This is a genomic window from Sorangium sp. So ce145 (assembly GCF_051525985.1).
Classification (GTDB): Bacteria; Myxococcota_A; Polyangia; order Polyangiales; family Polyangiaceae; genus Sorangium; species Sorangium cellulosum_B.
The window spans coordinates 3570994-3595129 of record NZ_CP150315.1 but is presented as its reverse complement, the minus strand read 5'-3'; the positions used below and the strand labels follow the sequence as shown (position 1 = coordinate 3595129).

Sequence of the window (24136 nt, the reverse complement as noted above, 5' to 3'; positions counted from 1 at the left end):
GCCGGCCCGCGGGGCCCCCTCGCGCCGGGCGCCTCAGGCGCCCTCGAATCCCGGCAGCCCCTGCCGGCCCGAGGCCCGAGGGCCGGCGAGCGGCAGGGTCACCTTGAAGGTCGAGCCCTCTCCCAGGACAGAGCTCACCTCGATCGAACCGTCCAGCGCTTCGACCACCTGCGTCGTGATGTAGAGCCCCATGCCCAGACCACCATAGTGCCGCGCCGACACGGCGCGCTCGAACCGCCCGAAGATCCGGCCGATGTGCTCCTGCGCGATCCCGATGCCGTGGTCCGCGATCGTCAACGTGGCCATCGAGCCCATCGAGGCGACGGTGATCTCTATCGGGTTTCCCTGACCATACTTGAGCGCGTTCGAGACGAGGTTCTCGACGACCTGCTCGAGCCGCACCCGATCCCAGCTCCCCGCGGCGTCGTCCGCCGCGCTCACGGTGACCCGCGAGCCCGCCTCCGCGATCTCGCCGCCCTCCTGGAAGCGAGACACCACCTGCCGGACGATGTCCGACAGCCGGACTTGCTCGAGCTCCAGGGCGAGGCGCCCCGCGGAAATGCGGGAGATGTCGAGGAGGTTCTCGACGAGCCGCCTCAGCCGCTCGCTCTGCCGGCGAACGAGCCCGAGCCGGTCCATGAGCCACGGGAGGCGCTCGCTGTCGGGGCACAGCTCGGGCGCGCGGCGCATCAGGGTCTGGATCTGCAGCGCGAGCGGGGTGAGCGGCGTCTTCAGCTCGTGGGAGGCGATCGAGAGGAACTCGTCCCGCAGCGCGATCGCGCTCTGCGCGTCCCTGTACAGGCGCGCGTTGTCCACCGCGAGCGCGCAGCGGCGCCCGAGCTCCTCCGCCGCCGCGAGGTCCGCCCGGCTGTACCGGCGCTCGGATCGCACGACCATGAAGGTCAGCGTCCCGAAGAGCCGCCCGCGCCGCGCCAGCGGGACGCACATGAACGAGTGCGCCCCGATGGTCCGTATCACCCGGAGGTGCTCCTCGTTCTGCGCGATGGCGCGCATCAGCTCGTCCGTGAAGTGCTCGACGAGCACCGACCTCTGCTCGAGGAGCACCTTGGTCGGCGGGTGCTCCGGGTTGCCGTCGAGCTTGGGCGCGAAGCGCTTCGCCTCCTCGGCCACGGCTGCGAGCGAAGGGTCCGAGTGCGCCACGCCCACCCGCCGGAAGGTGCCGTCCTCCTCGTCGAGCGCGTCGACGACGCAGAAGTCGGCGAGGACGGGCACCGCGAGCTGCGCCACCCGCGCGAGCGTCGTGGAATAGTCGAGAGACTCGGCCAGCACCACGCTCGCCGCGTCCAGGAAGCGGGGCAGCTCCTGCGCGCGCTCCCGCTCCGCGGCCTCGACGGCGCGCCGCCGCATCCGCGCCATCTCGATCTGCGTCCGGACGCGGGCGAGGAGCTCGCGCGGCGAGAACGGCTTCACCAGGTAATCGTCCGCCCCCGTGTCGAGGCCCTCGACGACGGCGTCCTCCCCCGCCCGAGCGGACACGAGCACCACGGGGACGCTGCTCGTCCTCGGGTCCGCGCGGAGCTCCCGGAGGAGCTCCACGCCGTCGAGCTCGGGCATCATCACGTCGCTCACCACGAGGTCGGGCGGGCGCGCGAGCGCGGCCGCGAGGGCCGCCCGCCCGTTCGAGGCCGCCTCCACGCTCCACCTCGGCGTGAGCAGGTGGACGAGGTACTCCCGCATGTCCGCGTTGTCGTCGGCGACGAGGATCCGGCCCTCTCCGCCGCCCGGGACGACCTGCACGGGCGCGGCGTCGGCGCGCGGCTCCGGGCCCGCTGGCGCCGCTCCTTCGCGCCCGGGTGACTGGGGTGAAGACCACTGGGACGCCTCGAGCACGTGGAGGCTCGCGCTCGCCGCCGAGGGCGCCGGCTCCCCGGCGGCGACCACGCGCTCCGGCGAAAGGTGCGCGCGGCCCCTCGGGATCGCCACGGTGAACGCGCTCCCCTGCCCCACCGTGCTCGAGGCGCGCAGCGAGCCCCCGTGCGCCTTGACGAGCTCCTGGACGAGGGAGAGCCCGATCCCGGTGCCCTCGATGCTCCGGCCGCGCGCGCCGTGCACGCGGTGGAACCGCTCGAAGATGCGCGGGAGCTCCTCCGAGGGGATCCCGGTGCCGGTGTCGCGCACGGTCAGCTCGACGTGGTCCGGGTGAGCGCGCAGCGAGACCGCGATCTCCCCCTCGAACGTGAACTTGAAGGCGTTCGAGAGGAGGTTCATGACGACCTTCTCCCATTGCGCCGCGTCGACGTAGACGGGCTCGGGCAGCGGCGGGCAGTCCACGACGAGCGACAGGCCCGCGCCCTCGATCAGCGAGCGGAAGGAGCTCGCGAGCTCCGCCGTGAGCCGCGCGAGATCGGTGGGCGCGAACGACGTCTGGAGGCGCCCCGCCTCGATGCGGGAGAAATCGAGCAGCGTGTTCACGAGCCGGAGGAGTCGGAGCGTGCTCCGGTGGGCCGCGGCGAGGCCGTCGCCCGCGAGCGACCTCGCCGGGCTCGACAGCGCGTCCTCGACGCGCCCGAGGATGAGCGTGAGCGGGGTGCGGAACTCGTGGCTCACGTTGGCCACGAACTCCGTCTTGAGGCGATCGAGCGTCGCGAGCTCGTCCCGGTGCTGCGCGACCTCGCGCTCGAGCCGCCGCTGCTCGGTGACGTCCCGCCCCTCGGCGATCATGAAGACCACCTTGCCCTGCCGATCCTTCACGGGGTTCAGGTTGAAATCGATCGTGATGCGCTTCTCACCTTCGTTCCCCCCGAGGACCTCCACGTCGTACCTGACGAACTCGCCGCGCGCCGCGCGCCGCACGGCGTCCTTCAGACGCTCCTGGATCTCCGGCGAGCCCTGCCACCAGCGGCACTCCCAGAAGGGCACGCCGTGCACCTCCCTCCGCTCCACGCCGGCGCCGCGGGTCGAGGTATGGTTCGACTCCCAGCTCGTACCGTGCGCGTCGAGCAGGCCGAAGAACTGAAAAGAGCTGTTCATCGCGACCCGCGCCGCGAGGAGCCGCATCAGCCCCGACTCGCGGCCAGGGCTCGCGCGGGCGAGCTCCTGCTTCAGGAGCTCGGTGTCCCAGAGGAGATGTTCTTCGGAGTCGTCCACAGGTCGCACGATCGCAAGGTCTTCCAGGCATTCGATGAAGTCGCTCCCTTCTGCGCGCTCCTCGCTCGACCGCTGTTTCATCCCTTCTCGCATCACGCTCGCGGCTGCTCGCGGCAGAGAACAGCTCATCCTGAAGCGCTTAGTGGAGATCGCCGACCACGCAAGGGCCGAGCGACAACCCCCCTTGAACTTCCACGGGGCCCGCGCGTCGATCCGGATCGTTCGAGCGCACGACCACCCCTGCGCGCGCTGCAGCAGCCGATCACCACCGGCTGCTGCTGAGGCAGCAGCCCTCTCCCACCGCTCCTCCACGGTCATGGCACGGTCATGGCGCGGTCACGGCCAAGGCAGAGCTGGCCCGGTTAGTGCATTTGGCATGTGAGGGCGGAGCGCGCGGTGACCGTCAGCTCATGAGGGCGCGCTGGGCGCCCCAGGACATCTCGGTGGAACCCAAGACCTCTCTGCAGCGCGCCCCCGGCGCTCCGGTGCTTCCGGACACGCCCTTTCGATTCATCATTCACTTCGTCGGTCGTTACCGCGCCTGGTACCTGGCGATGTTCGTGTTCGAGTCCGCCCACGCCTCGTGCGGGATCATGATCCCGTACGCCATCGGGCAGGTCATCCAGGGGGTGACGCAGGCGTCGGGCGCTGGCCGCGCCGTGCTGAGCGGACGGCTGCGCGACGCGCTGGCGCTGTTCGTCGCGCTCATCGCCGGCGAGTTCCTGTTCAGCCGGATCGCCGGCCTCTGCCAGATCCTCGTCGGGCCGTGGCAGCGCCAGAACGTGACCCGCAATCTGTACGCGTACCTCCAGCACCACTCCCATCGTTACTTCAGCAACAACTTCGCCGGGGCGCTCGCCCACCGGATCAGCGAGACGTCGATGGGGGTCTCGCAGACCCTGTGGGCCATCCTCTTCGACTTCTGGCCCATCGCCATCGTCTTCTCGGTCTCGATAGGGCTGCTCTACCGCGCTCACCCGGCGCTCGCCGCGGTCGTCTCGGCCTGGGCGGTGCTGTTCGTCGGCATCTCCTACTGGCTCGCGACCCGGTGTCAGCCCCACGCGGTGCGCGCCGCGTCCGCGCGGAGCGAGACCACAGGCAAGCTCGTCGACTCCGTCACGAACCTCACGAGCGCGCGGCTCTTCGCCCGGTTCGGCTTCGAGCGCGCGTACCTGGACGAGCAGCTCAAGCACGAGCTCCGCGCGGTGCGCAGATCGAACTGGTACTCCGAGCGCGTGCGCTGGTTCCAGTTCGCGTCCGCCGCGCTGCTCAAGGTGGGGACGCTCTACCAATCGCTCAGGCTCTGGGAGCGCGGCGACATCGGCGTCGCCGAGTTCGTCATGGCGACGAGCCTGTCGCTCCTCATCATCAACGAGGCGCGCAACCTCAGCCGCCGCTTCCTCGAGTTCTTCGAGTTCGTCGGCAACGTCGCGAACGGGGTGAACACCATCGTCCGCTCCCACGAGCTCGTCGACCGCCCCGAGGCCGTCGCCCCGACGCTCGAGCGCGGCCGGATCGAGCTCCGGAACGTGACCTTCGGCTACACGCCCGGTCAGCCGATCTTCGAGGGCCTCGACGTGACGATCCCGCGCGGCCAGCGCGTCGGGCTCGTCGGCTTCTCCGGCTCAGGCAAATCCACCTTCGTCAGCCTCATCCTGCGTCTCTACGACATCGACTCCGGTCACATCTTGATCGACGGCGTGGACATCCGAGACATGACGCAGGACGCGCTTCACGCGCAGCTCAGCCTGATCCCGCAGGACCCGAGCCTCTTCCACCGGACGCTCCTCGAGAACATCCGCTATGGCCGGCTGAACGCGACCGACGCAGAGGTGGTCGAGGCCGCGCGCAAGGCGCACGCGCACGAGTTCATCGTGCAGATGAAGGACCAGTATCACTCCATGGTCGGCGAGCGCGGCGTCAAGCTCTCGGGCGGCCAGCGGCAGCGCATCGCCATCGCGCGGGTCATCCTGAAGGACGCGCCGATCCTCCTCCTCGACGAGGCGACCTCGAGCCTCGACTCGATCACCGAGCAGGCCATCCAGGACACGATGGACGGCGTCATGAAGGGGAAGACGGTGCTCGTCGTCGCCCATCGCCTCTCGACCGTGGTGCACCTCGACCGCATCCTGGTGTTCGAGAACGGCCGGATCATCGAGGACGGCACGCACGCCGAGCTGCTCGCGCGAAACGGGGCCTACAAGCGGCTCTGGAGCAAGCAGTCGGACGGATTTCTGCCGGAGAGCGCCGCCGAGGCGCCTGCGGCGATGGAGGCGCCGCCGGCCCGCGTCCACGAAGCACCGCGGCTCCAGCCGGCGGCTGACCGCGCCGACGAGCTCCCGCGGGGTACTCCGCTGAAGGCATGGGAGGCACCGCTCGCCTGAGCGGCCGCGAGATCGAGCAGGCCGCGGGCGCTCGTGCTCACCGAGCTCAGGCCGAGGCCGGCTCCTTGAGGCCAGCTTCCCCCGACGCGAAGGCGCGCGGGACTGGAGCGCGCCGGCGCCCGCGAGGCGTGCTTACCGGAAGCTCCACGGCTGCGGCTGGCCCATGCGGGCGCGGAGCCCCTCCTCCCAGCGGACGAGCCGCGGCGTGAGCCACGCCGTGCCCACGGCCAAGAAGACGCCGGCGACGACGTCGACCGCGTAGTGCCAGCGGAGGAGCATGGTGGAGACGATGATGTTCATGGAGAAGAACGCGGCCACCACGGCGAGCCAGAAGAGGCGCCGGTCGGTGCGGGCGCGGTGGAACGTGTACAGGGCGAACCAGAGCGGAGCGGCCGTGTGCAGGGAGGGAAAGACGTCCTTCATCGCGCCGCCGGCCTGCACGACGCTGCTCACGCAGCCCCAGAAGAAGCCGCCGTCCAGCGGCCCCTGATAGAGGTGGCTCAGCGCCTGGATGGGGCCGTACGCAGGGACCGCCATGTAACCGAGCTGGCCAACACAGTAGACGATCGTGGAGCCGACCGCGTACTCCGTCGTCCCCCGCCCCGGGCGGGCGACCCATACCGCCAGCACCATCGAGAGGAAACAGATCAAGAAGTAGCTGAAATAGAAGAAGGAGAACCACTCCACGATCGGGCGCGTGTTGAAGCGCTCCATCCAGAGCGCCGGCTCGACGCGGAAGAGGAGGAGATCGATGTGGAGGAGCTGCGCGTCGACGCTGTCGCTCCGGACCGCCGGCAAGAGGGTCCGGAGCGACAGGTAGTTGAGGAGGAAGGCGCCGACGAGCGAGAGTCGGTAAAGGACGCTCCGCAGCAAGGGCGCCAGGAACGTCGCCCGGCGCACGAGCACGCAGACGGACACCAGGGCGGCGATGCCCGCCAGATTGCGGTTCATGCACTGCGCTCGCAGCTCCGTCGGCGGCGCGCCAAGCAGGACGATCGTCGTCAAGGCGAGATAGCCGATGAGGATCGCGTCGTGGAGAGCGAACACGCCGACCAGGCCGCGCAGAGCGTCCTTCAACAGCGCGCCTTCGGGCTCGACGTCGACCAGCCCGCCGGAGCCGGCGACCTCGTCGCAGTCCGTCGTGATCCTCTCTTGCATTCGGGGATGTTCCAGGGATGGCATGGTGCGCATGGGCTGATGACGCCGGGCCGCTCTGTATCACGTGTTCGCGCGTGGCGTCACCGTGACATCGGTGACGATCCAGCGACCGGGAGGCAACAGACGGAGCAACTCGGGGGCCACACGGATGTCGAGTTTTTGACGGGCCGCTTCGCGCCGCTCGACAGCGGCAGGGGCCTCCACGCCCCCGGCATGGCGCTCGTGCGACGGCCCAAACGCCGCCTCGCCGGACCGCGCGCGTGCGAACGCGGCGACGCAGCGGCGCAGGGTCTACGCGTCACCACGACGCTGTCGTGTCCCAGGTTGGGCTGCCGGGCTCCGGACGCGCAGAATCTGCGTGACGGCAGCGCCCTGGATTTGCGAAACGGCTGCGCCCACAACGCCGGTGGGGGGATCGGCGATGGCGATCGAGGACGCGCGCCGTCAAGCACGCAGGGCTCCGGAGCTCATCCTCGCGGCGGCCCGGCGGCCGTGACGTCGGCGACGTCGCGAGCGCTGGAGTCGTCCACACGAGAGGGCGCCGTGGATTTCGACCGCGCGGCGCGGACGAGGCGCGATGGCCCGCGCGCTCACGATCGGTGGGGCAGTCTGCCGCGCGGCGGGGCGTCCGCTGGAGCGCCGGTCTCGGCCGGGCTGAGCGGCGCTGGACGCAACGCGACGCGATCGGCGCCGCGCACGTCGGCGCAGAAACCGCGTCTTCCCCGGGCGCGCGCGGAGGATCGCGGCCACCTCACCCTGCTGGAGCGCACCCGGGACGCTCCCGAGCGCTCGCGAGAACCCACGGAAGCCTCGTTGGATCCGCGCCGGTGACGTCGCGTGGCAATGGATCCCTCTTCATGGCACTCACGTTGCAGTCCCCCGGAGGAGCCGACATCGTTCAGCGACGATCCCACAGGGCACCACGCCTGGGTCGCCCCGTGAGGGCGCTGAAGCGATGCGCCCAGACACCAAGGAGACGACTCATGGCACAGCAACACGGTCAGAGCAGCAGTCGTGGGTTCGCCGCGATGGACCAGAAGCAGCAACGCGCGATCGCGAGCATGGGCGGCAAGGCCGCGCACGAGAAGGGCACGGCCCACGAGTTCAGCTCCGAGGAGGCCCGCGCGGCCGGCCGCAAGGGCGGCGCGAGCGTGAGCCAGAATCGCGAGCACATGGCCGCGATCGGCCGCAAGGGCGGCGCAGCCGTGAGCCAGAACCGCGGACACATGGCGCAGATCGGCCGCAAGGGCGGCGAGTCGCGCGGCGACGGACAGAGCGGCGCGCCGGGGGAGAGCGAGCGCGACGGCGAGCAGGGCAGCAGCGCCGCACAGCGCGCCGACGCCGTCGGGCCGCGCCACGAGACGAACTGAGCAGCGCTGCGGCACATCGCCGCCGGTGATCGGGCGCGCGGGGGTGCCTGCGCGCCCGATCGTCCGTCACGGCGACAGGGTGACGAGGAAGACGTCGCCGTTGCGGCGATCGCCCACAGGCGCGCTGTGCTCGATGGCGGGGAGGCCGCCGCCGAGCTCGATCCGCTGGCCGTGGAAGAGGCCGGCGGCAACGGTGTTCCCGCTGCCGGTGACGGCCTGGGCCGTCGTGAAGCAGAAGACCCCATCGCGGTAGACGTCGGACCAGAGCTCCTCGGAGAAATCCGGACTGAGCTTCGCGACGAACGCGTCGCCCGACTCGGGCGGCTCGATCTCCACGGGCGCCCCGCCGAGCTCGAGCGCCTCCGTGAAGTAACCGCTCAGCACGTGGTTGCCCCAGGGGTCCTGCGAGAAGCCCCAGACGAACTCGTCGCCCGCGGACGGGAGCCCACGGGCGGCGAGCGGCTCACCGGTCTCTGCGTCGAGCCGGGCCAGGTAGAGGTCGTAATCCCCGACGGCGGCGCGCTCGATGTCCGTGGGCCCGACGCGGAACGGCGCGCGGTAGTTGCCGAGGACGACCGGATGGCCGTCGAGCCCGAGGCTGATGAACTTGGCGAACTGTTCGCCGGCGGCGCCCAGCGACCGACCCCAGACGAGGCTCCCCGATGCGAGATCGAACCTCAGGACGAGCCCATCGATGCCGTGGATCGGCTCGTCGTCGCGCGAGCCGTCGACGGTGCTCTCCACGACGTGGCCGTCGATCTCGAGCTTTCCGCCGAAGGCGCCGGCCGCGTAGAGGGTCGACCCGCCGACCGCGATGCTGCGGAAGCGCTGCCAGCTCTCCGCGGACCCGAACCGCCGGCTCCAGAGGTGGCCGCCGCCGGCGTCGAGCTTCGCCACGACGACGTTGGGACCGCCGCTCCCCTCGAGCGCGGTCCCGGGCGCCTCGCTGAAATTGATGCTGCCGTCGACCATGCCGAGGACGACGATCTCGCCCGCCTCGGTGACGGCCACGGCCGTGGCGCCCTGGTCGAGCTCGCCGCCAAAGCGCTTGCTGAAGAGGTGGTTGCCGTCGCCGTCGAGCTTGGCGACGAAGAGGTCCTTCCCACCGGCGCTCACGAGCTCCGTGCTCGCGTCCGCGCCGAAGTTGAGGGTTCCCTCGAACTCCCCCGCGACGACGACGTTGCCGATCGAGTCCGTGGCCACCGCGAACGCGACCTGATCGGACTTGCCCCCGAAACGCCTGCTCCAGACGTGGCCTCCCGCCGCGTCGAGCTTCACGACGAAGAGGTCGAGACCACCGTCGCTCGCGAGGGCGTCCGCCTCGCCACCGAAGTTGATCGCCGTCTCGAAGCCGCCGACCAGGACGACGTTGTCGTGCGGATCCGCCGCGATCGCCTCGATTCGCTCGTTCCTCGCCTCGCCGGCGCCGAGCCCCCACAGGGCATCTCCGAGGAACGCCGGAGGCTCGCCGCCGCCACTGCCGCCCGCGCCGCCGTGGCCGCCTGCACCCCCCACCCCGCCTGATGCACCGGCGCCCGCTTCGCCACCTTGCCCCCCCGCACCTCCGACTCCACCGCTGCCGCCGGCGCCTCCGACTCCACCGCCGCCGGCGCCTCCGACTCCACCGCTGCCGCCGGCGCCTCCGACCCCGCCTTGTCCCCCGGCCCCCCCTTCACCACCTTGCCCGCCGTCGCCTCCGGCCCCGCCCTGCCCGGCGACGCCGCCTTCACCGCCTTGCCCGGCGACGCCGCCTTCGCCGCCTTGCCCGCCGCCGCCTCCGGACCCGCCCTGCCCGGCGACGCCGCCTTCACCGCCTTGCCCGCCGCCGCCTCCGACGCCGCTCGCCGACGAGGTGACGCCGTCCTCAGGCTCCGAGTCGCAGCCGTTGCAGCCCAGGGGGAGTCCCATGCTCGTCAGAAGAGCAATCCGAGCCACGTTCGTCACCAGGTGCGCTTTCATCCATCCTCCATGTCTCGACGAAGAGCCCGAGCCGCGGGCGCTCGGTGGAGCCAAGGCCGGTCCGGCACCCCCTCGCTGTGGGCTGTCGAACGTCCTCAATCTGCTGTGTCGTGGACGTCAAGTACGCGTGCGCGCGGATCGAATCAAGCAGCTGTCGCGGCGAATTCGTGGCAACGATCGGCTACCCCTGGATCCGCCGGAACGACGCATCCCGCCTGGACGGCGCGCCTCGCCTGGACGGGGCTCCCCGCTGACCAACCGTTCTCTTGCACGCGGCCCGCGATGGCCTCGAACGCGCGCCGCGCGCGGCGCAGGGTTGCCTCATCGTGGCAGAATGCCCCACCGTGAGCCCCGCGGCACGTCCAACATACAAGCCGCGCCAGGCGGCGGTGGGCGCGGTATGCGATCTGCATCGTCCCGCGAGTGATGTGGGTGGCTTGGCTCAGGAGCGCCACGGCTCTCTTCACGCTCACGCCCTTCGCGTGCAGCGGTGACAGGGGCCGCGCGGGCGAGCGTCGGCACGGCGCTCGGCCGCTCACCCGCCTGTCGCCCGCTCGCTTCAACCACCTCTCCGCCGACCTGCGGGAGGGGCCTGACGAGCTCACCCGGGCGCGCATTCGCGCGCGAACGATGAGCGCCGCCGGCGCGCGTCCCCCCGCGCGCGCCGGCGGCGCGGCGGCCATGGAGGCCGCATCCAGGGCATCTGGCGCGGCGGATCATCACGCCTCCCGGACGGCGGATCCCACGACCGATCACCGAGACGAAGCGCCGGGCCAAAGCGCTCGGCGTCCAGACGCGGAGCGCCTATGACGGAGCGAGCCTACGATAAGAACACCGCCTGGACCCACGCCGTCATCCCTCCGATGACCCCCCTCGCGGCCGACCACGAGGCGGACGTGTGCGTCGTCGGCGCGGGGATCGCCGGGCTGACGACGGCGTATCTCCTCGCGAGGGCCGGCAAACGCGTCGTCGTCCTCGACAACGGCGCCATCGGCGGGGGCGAGTCAGGGCTCACCACCGCGCACATCACGCACGCGCTCGACCGGCGCTGGGCCTCGCTCGCGAAGCTGCACAGCAAAGGACGCCTGCGCCTCGCCGCAAGGAGCCACACGGCGGCCATCGAGACGATCGAGCGGATCGTCGCGGAAGAGAAGATCGACTGCGACTTCCGGCGCGTCCACGGCTATCTCTTCACAGCCCCTGGGTCGCCCCCGGCCACCCTCCGGGACGAGCTCGAGGCCGCGCACCGCGCCGGGCTCGGCTCGACCCATTACGTCGACCGCGCGCCGCTGCTCGATTTCGATACGGGGCCCGCGGTCCGCTTCCCCGATCAGGCGCAGTTCCATATCCGCAGGTACCTCGCGGGGCTCGCGCGGGCGCTCGAGCGCGACGGCGGCAGGCTCTACACGCTCGCGCACGTGGTCGACGTCGACGAGGACACCGTGCCTCACGGGGTGGTCGTCAAGACGGCGCGCGGGCACCGGGTGATCGCCAGCGAGGCCGTGCTCGCCACGAACTCCCCCTTCCTTCCGCGCATCGCCGTCCACCTGAAGCAAGCCGGTTACCGGACCTATGTCGTCGGCCTGCGCATCCCGCGGGGCGCCGTCCCGCCGGGGCTCTACTGGGACACGGCCGAGCCGTTCCATTACGTGCGCCTCGCCGACATCAACGGCGCGGACGGCCCGGACGAGGTGCTCCTCGTGGGAGGAGAGGACCACAAGACCGGACAGGCCAGCGACGCGGACCAGCGCCACGCGCGGCTCGAGGCGTGGGCGAGAGAGCGCTTCACGCAGGCCGGCGAGGTGCTGCACCGCTGGTCCGGCGAGGTGATGGAGACGGTCGACGGCCTCGCGTACATCGGTCGCATCAAGAAGGGATCGAGGATCCTCATCTCCACGGGCGACTGTGGCAACGGCATGACGCACGGGACCATTGCGGGCCTCGTGATCTCCGACCTCGTGCAGGGCCGCGAGAGCCGGATGGCGTCGCTCTTCGATCCCACCCGCGTCAACCTGAGCCTGGCCGCCGTCTCCGAGTACGTGAAGGAGAACCTCAATGTCGCGTGCCAGTACGCCTCGTGGCTCGGCAAGGGCGATGTCCCGGACGTCGCGCAGATCGCGCCCGGCGCCGGCGCCGTCGTGCGCAGGGGCCTGAAGAAGCTCGCCGTCTACCGTGATCCGCAAGGACAGATCCACGAGATGTCGGCCATGTGTACCCACCTCGGCGGCGTGGTCTCGTGGAACTCCGCGGAGCGCAGCTGGGACTGTCGCTGTCACGGCGCCCGCTTCGACGCCATGGGCCGCGTCCTCCGAGGCCCGGCGACGGCCGATCTCACGCCGAGCGCGCCGAGCGAGGCGCCTCTCGGCGCCGGAGGATCGGTTTCGCCGCCGAGGGAGCGGGAGGGGGTCGCCGGTCAGCCGGCGGCCGTGCCCCTGCCCCAGAGTCGCCCGGCCACGTGACGTGAACGGAGCGCGTCGCGAGCGCCAACAACCGATGAGCGCAATGCGCGTGGATCGACGTGTTCGACATGATCAACACGATCGACGCCAACCGCGATGCGCGCGCCATGTCCCCATGAGCACGATGCGCGCGCGCTGGCGTAGTTGACCCCCGCGCGAGCGGCGTGCGATCATGATCGAGTAGTCCGGGACTGTCCCGGACGGCTTGGTGATGAGATGAAATTGTTGCGCCCCCGTGCCTCCCGCGCCGCAGGCATAGCCCTGGCTGTCCTCTCGGTCGCCGGGGCGCTTCCGGCGCGGGCCGAGCCCTCGGCGGCCGATCGGCAGACCGCGCGGACGCTCCTCATCGAGGGGCGCAAGAAGCGCGACGCGGGGGACGTCGCCGGCGCCCGCGACGATTTCCAGGCGGCCCATGCGCTCGTGCGCGTCCCCACGACGGGGCTCGATCTCGCGCGCGCCGACGAGGCGCTCGGTCGCCTGATCGAGGCCCGGGAGACGGCCTACGAGGTCGTCCACCTGCCCCTCGGGAGCGACGAGCCGCCGGTGTTCACGCAGGCGCGGGCGGCCGCCGCGGCGATGGTCGAGCAGCTCGAGGCGCGCATCCCGTCGCTCCAGCTCCGGATCGAGGGCGCGGCGCTGGACCAGCTCGAGGCGCGCGTGGACGGCCAGCCGATCCCCCGCGCGGCGCTCCCCTACCCGCGCAAGCTCAACCCCGGTCGGCACGAGGTGGTGGTGACGGCGCCTGGCTTCCAGACGGCGCGGCGCGAGGTCACGCTGAAGCAGGCGGAGCGCGCGCCGGTGGAGGTCCGCATCCGCCTCGTACCGGGGCAGTCGACCGAGCCGAAGGCAGGCGCTGCCGCAGGTGGGAGCATGGGCGCAAACGTGGGCGGAGGGCAGCTGCCGCCCGCGGATGCGCCGGCGGAGCCCCGCGCGCCGGTGCCGCTGTGGGCATGGACGGCGGGCGGCGTGGGGCTCGCGGCGCTCGCGGGGGGCGCGGTGTTCGCTGCCGACCACCTGACCGCGCGGGCTCGGGTCGAGGACGAGTGCCCCGGGTCCGTATGCGATCGGGGCGTCCACGACTTCGAGAGCATGGAGGCGCTCCGGGCGCGGTGGAACCGCAGCCTGGGGCTGTCGGTGACGCTCGGCGCGGTCGGCCTCGCGGGCGTGGGCGCGGCGCTGGGCGGCATCCTCCTGCGGCCCAAGGCGGGCGGCGACCAGGCGTCGTCGCTCGTGCCGATCGCGACGCCCACAACGCAGGGCCTGGCGTGGCAGGGGGTGTTCTGATGAGGGTGCGGCGGTTCTACTCGGCGACAGCCGGCGCGGCGCTCGGCGTCGTGATGGTCGGCGCTGCGGTCCTCGGCTGCGCTCCCGAGCTCAGCCTGCCGACCCCTGTGGGGGCCGGCGGCGAAGGCGGCGGTGGCGCGCCGCGGTCGGGCGGCGAGGTGCAGTGGGCGCGCGCGCTCGGGGGCGACGGGGAGCGTGCAGGGACGAGCGTGGCCGTCTTCGACGACCGCACCGCGGCGCTCGTTGGCAGGCTCACGAAGGCGGAGGACGTGGCCCTCGACGACGAGAGCGTGACCCCGATCGGCGAGGAGAACGTCTTCTGGGCGCGGCTCGCGGCGAGCGACGGGTCGGGGCTCGGGCTGAAACGCTTCGGTGCGTTCGATCCGCAGACGGTGAACGCGCTCGCGCCGGACGGGAACGAGGGCCTCCTGGTCGCGGGGGAGTTCTCCGGCACGCTGGAGTTCGGCGGCGAGCCGCGGACGAGCGCCGGCGGGCGAGACGGCTACGTCGCGAGGCTCGACGCGGAGGGGAAGGAGCTGTGGCTGCAGCCGCTCGGGGGCATCGGCTTCCAGGCGGCGACGAGCGTGGCGGCGACGGCGGCGGGGCTCCTCGTCGTGGCCGGCCGCTTCTCGGGCGCGCTGCACGTCGGCAAGGACCGGCTCGAGAGCGCCGGGGGCAGCGACGTGTTCCTGGCGAGCTTCAACAACGACGGCGTGCTGCTCTGGAGCAAGCGCTTCGGCGACGGCTTCGATCAGCAGGCCCGCGCCGTGGCGATGGACGCGCGCAACAACGCGATCGTGATCGGAGATTTCGCCGGCACGCTCGATCTGGGCGGCGAGCCGCTGGAGAGCGCCGGGGATTTCGATGTGTTCGTGGCGAGCTTCAACGCGCTCGGCGAGCACCGCTGGAGCAAGCGCTTCGGCGACGCGGGGCCGCAGCGGGCCAAGGCGGTCGCGGTGGACGGGGCGGGCAATGTGATCGTGGGCGGGGAGTTCGGCGCGACGATCGATCTCGGCGGGGGCCCTCGGACGGCCGGAGAGCACCAGGCGGTGTTCGTGGCCAAGCTCGATTCGACGGGCGAGCACATCTATAGCCGGGTGATCGGCGAGGACGGCGCGTCGCTGGGGCAGCTCCTCGTCGACGGCGCGGGGGACGTGGTCGTCGCGGGGGGGTTCCGCGGAGACACGACGCTGGCGGACGGATCGGTGACGAGCGCGGGGGACGACGACGTGTTCGTGGCCAAGCTCGATCCGGAGGGCGGCTACCGGTGGAGCCACCGCTTCGGCGGCGCCGGCGCGGACCGGGCGACGGGCGTGGCCATCGACCGCGACAGGCAGGTCTACGTGACCGGCGCGTTCACCGGGAAGGTGACGTTCGGGGAAAAGCGGATCGAGGGAGGCGAGGGCACGGATGTGTTCGTGACCAAGCTGTCGCCATGAAGGCCATGAAGGACGGAGGCGCGATGAAACGTGCGGGGACGAGGGGCGTGCGGTCGCGCGGGCGACGGTTCTCCGTGGGGCTCGTGGCGGCCCTGTTCGGGCTGATCCTGCCAGCGACCGGCTGGGCGGAGGACCCTGATACCGATCTGGATGGGGTCGTGGATCCCCTGGACAACTGCGTGCAGACTCAGAATCCGGACCAGGCGGATGCCGACGGCGATAAGGTCGGCGATGCGTGCGACGACTGTTCGTCCGTTCGCAACCAGGATCAGCGGGATTCGGATTCCGACGGCGTCGGCGACGCGTGCGACAACTGTCCTGTCGCGATGAACCCGGACCAGTCGGATGCGGAGGCGGACGGCACGGGCGACGCCTGCGACGACGATGACGACAACGACGGTGTCCTGGATGCCGACGACAACTGTCCTTTCACGGCGAACGACGATCAGGTGGACTCCGATGGAGACGGCACCGGCGACGTTTGTGAGGCCGGGGACGACGACGGCGACGGCATCGACAACGACGTCGACAATTGCCGCGACGTCCCGAACTCGCTCCAGCAGGACAGAGACGACGACAAGATCGGCGATCTCTGCGACAACTGCCCTGCCACGCGCAATCCGAACCAGGAGGACAGCGACGGCAACGGCATCGGCGACTTCTGCGAGCCCGACATCGACGCCGACGGCGACGGGCTGCGCAACGGAGAGGACAACTGCCCTGCGGATCAGAACCCCGGCCAGGAGAACGCGGACGGGGACAGCCTCGGGGACGCCTGCGATCCCGACAGCGACGACGACGGCGTGGTCGACGTGGAGGACAACTGCGCCGTCGTTTCCAATCTGTTCCAGGAAGATACGGACGGCGACGGCACCGGCGATGCCTGCGAGGACGACGACGACAACGACGGCGTCGTGGACGCGGAGGACAACTGCCCGCACGTGCCCAACCAGGATCAGACCGACGGCGACGGCGACGGCCGCGGCGACGCCTGCGACCTCGGGGCCGATGTCGACGGCGACCGCGACGGCATACCGGACGAGACGGACAACTGCCCGCACGTGCCGAACCCCGATCAGACGGACGCCGACGACAACGGCGTGGGCAACGCTTGCGAGGACGTGGACGGAGATGGCCTGAGCGACGCGGCGGACAACTGCGACGAGCAGTACAACCCCGATCAGGCCGACAGCGACGGCGACGGTCAGGGCGACGCCTGCGAGGAAGACGACGACAACGACGGCGTCCCGGACGAGCAGGACAACTGCACCTCCGTCCCCAACGCGGATCAGGCCGACAACGACGAGGACGATCAAGGCGACGCCTGCGACGTCGATGACGCGGACGACGACAATGACGGCGTCCCCGACGGCGACGACAACTGCCCGCTCGCGGCCAACGCGGATCAGGGGGATGGCGACGCCGACGGGGTCGGCGACGCCTGCGACGACAGCGGCGGTGCGGGCAGCAGCGGCGGCGGGTCCACGGAGCCGGAGGTCTCGTCCGGGCTGGTCTGCGCGATGCAGCGAGGCGAGCGCGGCGGCGCGCTCGTCGGCCTCGTGGCGCTCCTCGCGGGCGCGCTGGGCCTGGGCGCGCGAAGGCGGCGCGATCACGCGGCGTGACCGCCGCCGCGCGCGGCCCTGGCGCGCAGCGGCCACGCGACCCCATGAGAGCGACGAGCGTGCCCGCTCGGTTGCCACCTGGAAGAGAAGAGACAACCGCGAGCACAACGTGGGTTATCACCCCACGACCACACGCCGGTTTCGCGATGGTTCCGCGTTTTTTTCGCGATCGGTCATTTTTCTGAGCCGTGACCTGACCGCGGTGGAACTGCTCCGGATGAACGCGCCGGTGGTCCCGCTCCGCAGCTCGCGCTGCGGACGGGAGCGCCTGAGCCACCTCTGGAGACACCATGCGCCTAGCTCTCTCTCTCTCGTTGGTGACCGCCCTGTTTGGACTCACCCTCAGCGCCGGCTGTAGCGACAGCACCGTTGACGGCGCCGCCCCATCCGGCGGCGCGGGCGGAGGCGACGCCGCGAGCGGCGGCGGCAGCGCGAGCGGCGGCGGCAGCGCGAGCGGCGGCGGCAGCGCGAGCGGCGGAGGGGCCGGCACCGGCGCTGCGGGCGGAGGCATGGCGACCCCGACGAGCATCGTCGAGTGCCAGGGCAAGACGTACGCGTGCGGCGATCTCGTCGACAACGACGGCGATGGGCTCCTCGACGCGCAGGATCCGGATTGCCTCGGCCCGTGCGACAACACCGAGGGCAGCTACTACGGCGGGATCCCCGGCCAGGCGGGGCCGGCGTGCACCGTCGACTGTTATTTCGACCAGGACTCCGGCTCCGGCAACGACGATTGCCACTGGAACCACAAGTGCGATGAGCACGAGGTCGCGCCCGGGTTTCACCCGGAGTCGAGCAACGGGACGATGTGCGCCTACGACAGCGGGGCCTCGACGCCGGGCGCCGATGGCAAGAGCTGCAGCGATCTCAACGACGAGCAGTCCGATATGTGCCATACGATCTGCGGTCCGCTCACGCCGAACGGCTGCGACTGCTTCGGCTGCTGCGAGCTGCCGGCGGGCGGCGGCAAGTACGTCTGGCTCGGCTCGGACGCCGATGGCACCGGTGAAGGCTCGTGCTCGCGCGGCCACGAGTCCGACCCGACCCGCTGCGAGCCCTGCACGCCCGTGGATGCTTGCCTGAACGAGTGCGGCCGCTGCGAGCTGTGCCTTGGCAAGGACACGCTGCCAGACGACTGCTTCGAGTCTGGCGCCGGCGCCGGGGGCGGCGGAGCTGGAGGCGGAGCCGCGACAGGCGGCGGCGGAGACGCGACCGGCAGCGGCGGCGGGCCCACCGGCGAGCCCCAAGGCCAGTGCGCGGCGGGGGTCCAGCCGTGCGGGCTCTCGGGCCAGGAGCCTTGTGCCGCAGGCTACTACTGCATCACCGGCTGCTGCCAGGTCATCTTGAACTAGCCCTACGCTTGCCCGGGTTCTCCCTGGATTCGAGGACAGGGATTGAACCAGGAAAGACATAGAAGAACCGGAGGGATGTATTGCCCCGGCTCGGAGCCCGCCGCGCCTGCGTGATTCACTGTGCCTGCTCGGAGCGGCGACAGGATCGCAGGCCGCGGCGCTGGCCGCTCACGAGCCGAGAAGCTGAGCTTGCAGCGACAAGACGTGGTTTGAAAGGAGACGAGTCGATGGTGATGCGCTCGATGTCTGTTGGGATGCTGTGCGCCTTGATGGGGATGGGGTGCGGCGGCGACGACGAGGGTCAGCCGCAGCGCTGCTCGGTGGCCGCGCAGACAGGGTGCGCCGCCCCGCAGGTGTGCGAGGAGGTGGAGGGCGCCGAGCCCGCTTGCTTCGAGCCGGTGATCCTGAGGGGGCGCGTCTACGACTCGCTCGACGACAAGGCCATCGCGGGCGCGCGCGTGCTCGCCCGGGACCCGAGCGACGCGGTGATCTCCCGGGTGGCCGTCACCGGGGCCGACGGGACCTATGAGCTCGTCGTGCCCGCGCGGCGCGACGCGAGCGGCGCTCCGATCGAGGTCGACATCACGCTGCGCGCCGACGCGCAGGCGTACGAGACGTTCCCGAAGGCGCCGCGGGTCGCGCTGCCCATCGACCTCTCCACCGCGGCGGGCAAACCGCCCGCGATCGAGTCGGCGGCGACGGAGATCTCGCTGTTGCCGCTCCCGGACAGCGAGGGGCTCGGTTCCATCTCCGGGGTCGTCCACGCCGACCAGCCCGGCGGGACGCTGCTGGTCGCGGGAGGCGCCACCGGCGCGGCCGATCTCGACGGCAGCTACACCATCTACAACGTGGCTGCGGGCGACGTCACGGTGAAGGGTTATGCCGCCGACCTCGCGCTCGATACGGCGAGCGCGACGGTCAGCGCCGGCAAGGAGACGACGGGCGTGGATCTCCACGCGACCGGAGACGCCACGGCGGTGGTGAGCGGCAAGGTCGAGATCGTGAATGCTCCAGGGGGGAGCGCGACCTCGGTCATCCTCGTCGTGGCCGATACCTTTGACGAGGCGGCCGCGCGCGGCGAGGCTCCGCGAGGGCTCCGGCAAGGCAACGTCACCGGAGAGTTCTCGATCGCCGGGGTGCCCGATGGCGATTACGTGGTCCTCGCCGCCTTCGAGGACGACGCGCTCGTGCGGGATCCTGACACGTCGATTGGCGGGACCGAGATCGTGCGCATCACGGTCTCCGGCCAGGATCTGCCCGTCGCGGAGTCGTTCAAGGTGACGGGCGCGCTCGCCGTGGTCTCGCCCGGCGCGAGCGCGCTGGAGGAGGTGAGCGGGACACCGACGTTCGTCTTCGAGGACGACTCCAGCGAAGATCTGTACGAGGTGCGGTTGTTCGACGCGCTCGGCGCCAAGATCTGGGAGGACCTCGAGGTGCCCAGGGTGTCGGGGAGCGAGAACGTCTCCGTCGAGTACGACGGTCCCGCGCTGATCCCGGGGATGATCTACCAGTTCAGGACCACCTCGAAGAAGGACGGCACGCCCATCTCGCAGACCGAGGATCTGAAGGGGGTCTTCGTCTACAGGTGATCGCGGGGCGCGCGGGCGCCGCCGTCAGCAGCGACGGCGGCGGGCGCGGCGCGCGCCGCCGAGCGCCACGAGGACGCCGCACAGCGCGAGCGCGCGGGCCGCTCCGGACGCGTCTCCGGTCTCACCGCCGATGACGGCATACGCGCAGCGGATGCCCAAACAGCAGCAGTGGCCCGGGGGCGCTCCTCCCTCGGATTGGCCCCCTCCCCCTTCCCCACCCCCACCCGCCGCATCTCGGCCACCGCCTACCCCTGTGCCGCTCGCCCCACCGGCATCGGTGGAGCAATCGCCGCCCGCGCCGTCGCTCCTGCCTCCGGCGCCCTCGGCCGGTCCTCCGGCGTCGCCGCCGCCGCCTGCGCCGCTGTCGCCTGCGCCGCTGCCGCCCTGTCCGCTGCCGCCCGCCCCACCGCCGCTTGCGCCGCCGCCGCTTGCGCCGCCGCCGCTTGCGCCGCCGCCGCTTGCGCCGCCGCCGCCCACGCCTGCTGCACCGTCGTCGCCTACACCTCCTCCTCCCGCCGTGGCGCTGATCGGCGTGTTCCGGCAGCCAAAGAAGAAATGGCATTCGTCCGTGGTCGTCGGATCCCCGTCATCGCAGTCGAGCGGGATGTCGTTCAGACAGAGTCCCTGGAAGCAGATCTCGCTGCCATTGCAGACATCGAAATCATCGCATCTGGCGCCGTCCGGCAGGATGACGTCCGCGGGACAGCTCCCTGCGCCGTCGCAATACTCCGCGGGATCGCACAGCGAGGTCGCGATGCGACAGATCGTGGTCGGCGGCTCGGCGGTGCACAGCGCCGAGCAGCAATCCCCGTCGCGCAGGTTGCCGTCGTCGCACTGCTCGCCGAGCCCGAGCTCGCCATCGCCGCAGACGGCGGGGCTCACCGTGAGCACCGTCGGATCGGCCGCGCCGGCGAACAGGGGCTCGTCGGTCATCGCGCTCGACTCGTTGACGCCGTCCGAGTCCGCGTCGAAGAAGAGCGTGCCCTGGTTCGTGACGACGAGTCCATCGGTCAGGGGAAGGAGAATCGCTTCCATCGTGAGCACCACCCACTCCCCCGGCCCGACCTCGCCGTCCCAGCCCACCGTGTTGGTGGCGGGATCGGCCGAGACCGCGCCGCTGTCCGCGAACGCGCCTTCCAGCAGGAGCTCGGGCGGGAGCACGTCCACGAACTCGAACCCTGGATTGTCGGGCTGCACGCGCCCCCCCGTGTTGCTGATGAGCACCGTATAGGCGAGCTCCTCGCCGGCGATGCGCTCGCCGAGGACCGTGAGATAGCCGACCAGGCGCGCTGGCACGGAGACGTCGATGTGCACGCTGCTCTCGTTGTTTTCCGGCGCCGGATCGTGCTCGCTCGAGCTCACCTTCGCCGAGCTCTCGATCTCCTCGTCGACCGTGGGCGGCAGGAGCGTGGGCGCGACCATGGTGACCGCGATCGACGAGCTCTCCCGTGCGGCGAGCGAGGCGCGCCGGCACACGAGCTCTCCGCCGGCCAGGTCGCACGTCCAGCCGGTCCCCGAGGCGCTGGCGAGGCTCGCCCCGTCGGGCAGCACGGACGACACGACGACGTCGCTCGCATCGCCCGGCCCCTCGTTGGCGACGTCGATCGTCATCGTGAGCTGCGCGCCCGGCGATACAGGATCCGGCGCGGCCGTCTGGGTGATGGCCAGATCCGCCCCGCAGGCGCCGGACACGATCGGCACCGCCGCGAATACGATGTTGTCGACCGCGACGCCGCACGGCCCGGGGCGCCCGATATCCGTGCAGACCCGGCTGTCGTCCTGCGTGTAGTCGAAGCGGAGCCTCACGGTCCGCCCGCGCAGCCCCGCGCCAGGGAAGCGGATCGACACGCGCTTGGTCCCGCTGGAGCTGCCGGACCATACCGCGTTGTCCTCCAGGTAGTCGGGGTCGTCGCGGGCTGGAAGGTGCTTTGGGAAGTGGTGGCTCCCGCCGGTGACGATCCGCTCGGCGAACGCCTCCGCGAGCACCGCCCGGGGCGCGGCGCCGGCCGTGAGATCCTCCACGCGCAGCGTCAGACCGTCGAACGCCTGGATGAGCTTTTGCGGATCGTCCTCCAGCTCGTAGGTGAGATCGAAGTCGAGCGTGACGTGGGAGTTCCCGGAGCTCTCCGGGATGGTCACGGCGGGCGACACCAGCGCGACGAGCGACGTCGCCGCCTCCTCGTCGTGAAATGCCGCGTTGTTTCCGGGCGTCAGCGTCTGCGCGACGATCCACGGCGAGGCGGAGGCCGTCCCGCCGGCGCGCACCGACTGCCAGCCGGAGGGCAGCGCTGGCGCGCTCGCTGCGTCGAAATCCTCGCGGAGGAGGACCTCCGCGGCGCCCGGCGAGCCCGTCTCGAGCTGGATCGGCAGCTCGACCGTGCCCTGAGCCGAGCTCACCGTGAGCGTCAGATCGATCGGCCTTCCCGGAACGAAGTCCCGGGCCGTCCTGAGGACGAACGGCGCGTCGCCGGCGACGGTCCGAAGGGGCTCGATATCGGGGTAGAGCGCGCTCGCCCTCACGATGGTCACGGAGGGCGTCTCCGTCGACAGCGTGGCGGTGATCCGGGAGACGGTCGTCCTGCCGGAGATCGGGTTGGCGAGGTAGTTCTCGAGGTAGACGCCGACCTCGACGAGCTCCCCCGGATCGACGCGCTCGTTCGCGAGGGCGCCGCACGCGGTGTCCGCGATCCGGGCGCCGGCCGCGCGCAGCGGCGGGACGCGGGCGAACTCGTCGAGGACGTCGAGGTGGACGTTGGGCGCGATCAGGGAGGTCGACGACGGCTGCCCCTCGTCGAACCGCGGCGGGGTGGCCGTCATGCTGAAGACGCTGTAGAGCTCACCGGCGAGCGCGACGCCGCCGATGCGGTCGCCGAGGTTCTGCCGGGAGGCGTCGTTGCCGTGGCCCGCGTGAAAGGGGTGGTCCGAGATCGGCGCGGGCGGGCTGAAGGAGGCGCCTTGATCGCTCGACGCGGTGTGGACGATCTCGGTCAGGTCGCCCGAGCTCTCGACATCCTGGTCGTAGTAGACGACGTGCGCGGTGCCGGTCGTTCGGTCGACGGCCACGAAGGGGAAGAACTGGGCCCGATCGCGCCCTGGATTGCTGTTGAGGAGGACGGCGGGGCCTGCGGTGCACTGCTCGGTGAAGGAGCGCAGGGCGATGTCGCCTGTGCCGTGGGCGCCGCTCCGCTGGTAGACGACGTAGACCTGCCGCGTGGCCTGGTCGACGTCGATCGACGGGGCGCTCCTTCCGTGGTCGACGCCGAGGATCTGGTCTTCCGTGGGGTAGCTGGCCTCGTCGAGGAGGGTGAGCGGCTCCCAGGTGACGCCTCCGTCGATCGACCGGCGGCAACCGACGTTGCGCAGCGAGGTCCCCGGCTCGATGGCGCGAAAGACAGCATAGACGACCGAGTCCGTGTCGGTCGCCCCGGGGAGGATGCGCGCGCTCGGCCCGTCGAGATCGCCGCCGGCGGGCGCCTGCGCGATCGTGGCCGCGGGCGACCAGGTCTGGCCGAGATCGTCGGAGTGGCTGTAGAGGATCCTCGGAGACGCTCCGCCGCGCTGAACCCCGCCGCGCTGAACCCAGGTAGCGGAGAGGCGCCCGGTCGCCGCGTTGACGTCGATGGAGGCCTGCTCGGCGCTCTCCCCCGCGACGAACGCGGGGGTCACCTCGACCGGTGCGGACCACGAGGAGCCGGCCGTGCTGCTGCCGGGGTTCGAGGCATGGAGGCAGAGGCCCTGGAGGCCATCGGCGGGGCGAACGTAGGTGGAGGAGCTGACGAACACGTCGCGGGTCGGATCGTGGACGACGCGCGGGGCGCCGAGCACCTGGCCGCCGGCGACCGAGGGCAGCACCCCCGCGCCGCTCGGGCCGAGGACCTCGGCGAAGGATCTCCCGCCGTCGGCGGAGCGCGCAACGCCGGACAGGCTGATCGGATCCGCGAGGGCGCCGCGCGGATCGGTGTAGGTCGCGACGAGGATGCTCGCGTCCGCGTTGGCGGCAATCGCGGCCTGGTGCTGAGCGCCCAGCGCATCGACCGCGTGCACGGTGCGGTCGGCGCTCGCGACAACCGCGAGCCGAGCTGCGCCGAGCGCCTCCGGTTCGTCGCTGCCACAACCGGCGCCGGCGGTGAGGAGCCCCCCGCTGAGCAACCAAGCGACCGTGCGTCGCGCGCGCATAACACCTCCGAAAGGAGATAGATGCCGCGAGCTCGCAGGACGTGCCGATTTCCCCGACATTGCGAGGCCTGTCCGGCGAACGGACGCGATGTGCTGGGGTCGGTCTCGCACGACGCCAGCGCAAGCCCCGCGCCGCGCGAGGGATGCGCCCGGCGCGAAGGCGCGGGTCGACGCGCTCTTTCTTCCCGTATGGCAAACGGTGTGCCAGGAAGCCGGTGCATCGCGCAGGGAGCGTC

The 24136-nt window shown here is 71.4% G+C and carries 12 protein-coding genes; 8 read left to right on the top strand and 4 right to left on the bottom strand.

Translation table 11 applies throughout. The features are described 5' to 3' along the window. Positions 1 to 33: 33 nt before the first annotated feature. Complete coding sequence (locus tag WMF34_RS13795) at positions 34 to 3189, bottom strand: ATP-binding protein (RefSeq protein ID WP_012235285.1); 3156 nt, start codon at positions 3187 to 3189, stop codon at positions 34 to 36. A 329-nt stretch (positions 3190 to 3518) separates the two neighbouring features. On the opposite strand from WMF34_RS13795, the gene WMF34_RS13790 reads away from it, so the two are divergent. Further along, a complete protein-coding gene (locus tag WMF34_RS13790; RefSeq protein ID WP_437993557.1) occupies positions 3519 to 5492 on the top strand; it encodes an ABC transporter ATP-binding protein in 1974 nt (657 codons plus the stop codon). A gap of 132 nt (positions 5493 to 5624) precedes the next feature. On the opposite strand, the gene WMF34_RS13785 is transcribed toward WMF34_RS13790, so the two are convergent. Continuing rightward, positions 5625 to 6650 carry a phosphatase PAP2 family protein gene (locus WMF34_RS13785; RefSeq protein ID WP_437993556.1) on the bottom strand — a complete coding sequence of 342 codons (1026 nt, stop codon included), beginning with the start codon at positions 6648 to 6650 and terminating at the stop codon, positions 5625 to 5627. A 983-nt stretch (positions 6651 to 7633) separates the two neighbouring features. On the opposite strand from WMF34_RS13785, the gene WMF34_RS13780 reads away from it, so the two are divergent. Beyond that, complete coding sequence (locus WMF34_RS13780; protein ID WP_437993555.1) at positions 7634 to 8020, top strand: KGG domain-containing protein; 387 nt, start codon at positions 7634 to 7636, stop codon at positions 8018 to 8020. A 66-nt stretch (positions 8021 to 8086) separates the two neighbouring features. Here WMF34_RS13780 and WMF34_RS13775 read toward each other — a convergent pair whose 3' ends face one another. Continuing rightward, positions 8087 to 9928, bottom strand: a complete 1842-nt coding sequence (locus tag WMF34_RS13775; RefSeq protein WP_437993554.1) for a PE-PGRS family protein — start codon at positions 9926 to 9928, stop codon at positions 8087 to 8089. Between the two features lie 857 nt (positions 9929 to 10785). On the opposite strand from WMF34_RS13775, the gene WMF34_RS13770 reads away from it, so the two are divergent. The 6 genes from WMF34_RS13770 to WMF34_RS13745 all read left to right on the top strand — a co-directional run bounded on the left by WMF34_RS13770 (position 10786) and on the right by WMF34_RS13745 (position 19724). Next, entirely contained in the window at positions 10786 to 12438 is a 1653-nt protein-coding gene (locus WMF34_RS13770; RefSeq protein ID WP_437993553.1) for an FAD-dependent oxidoreductase, read from the top strand. A 216-nt stretch (positions 12439 to 12654) separates the two neighbouring features. Continuing rightward, entirely contained in the window at positions 12655 to 13722 is a 1068-nt protein-coding gene (locus WMF34_RS13765; RefSeq protein ID WP_437993552.1) for a PEGA domain-containing protein, read from the top strand. After that, positions 13722 to 15161, top strand: a complete 1440-nt coding sequence (locus WMF34_RS13760; protein ID WP_437993551.1) for an SBBP repeat-containing protein — start codon at positions 13722 to 13724, stop codon at positions 15159 to 15161. The genes WMF34_RS13765 and WMF34_RS13760 overlap by 1 nt, the downstream gene beginning before the upstream one ends. Continuing rightward, positions 15158 to 16783 carry a thrombospondin type 3 repeat-containing protein gene (locus tag WMF34_RS13755; protein ID WP_437993550.1) on the top strand — a complete coding sequence of 542 codons (1626 nt, stop codon included), beginning with the start codon at positions 15158 to 15160 and terminating at the stop codon, positions 16781 to 16783. Before WMF34_RS13760 ends, WMF34_RS13755 begins: the two co-directional genes overlap by 4 nt. A 290-nt stretch (positions 16784 to 17073) precedes the next feature. After that, positions 17074 to 18135 carry a hypothetical protein gene (locus WMF34_RS13750; protein WP_437993549.1) on the top strand — a complete coding sequence of 354 codons (1062 nt, stop codon included), beginning with the start codon at positions 17074 to 17076 and terminating at the stop codon, positions 18133 to 18135. Between the two features lie 242 nt (positions 18136 to 18377). Further along, a complete protein-coding gene (locus WMF34_RS13745) occupies positions 18378 to 19724 on the top strand; it encodes a hypothetical protein (protein ID WP_437993548.1) in 1347 nt (448 codons plus the stop codon). A 24-nt stretch (positions 19725 to 19748) separates the two neighbouring features. On the opposite strand, the gene WMF34_RS13740 is transcribed toward WMF34_RS13745, so the two are convergent. Next, positions 19749 to 23900: a hypothetical protein gene (locus tag WMF34_RS13740; protein WP_437993547.1), complete on the bottom strand. Its 4152-nt coding sequence runs from the start codon at positions 23898 to 23900 to the stop codon at positions 19749 to 19751. Positions 23901 to 24136 lie beyond the last annotated feature (236 nt).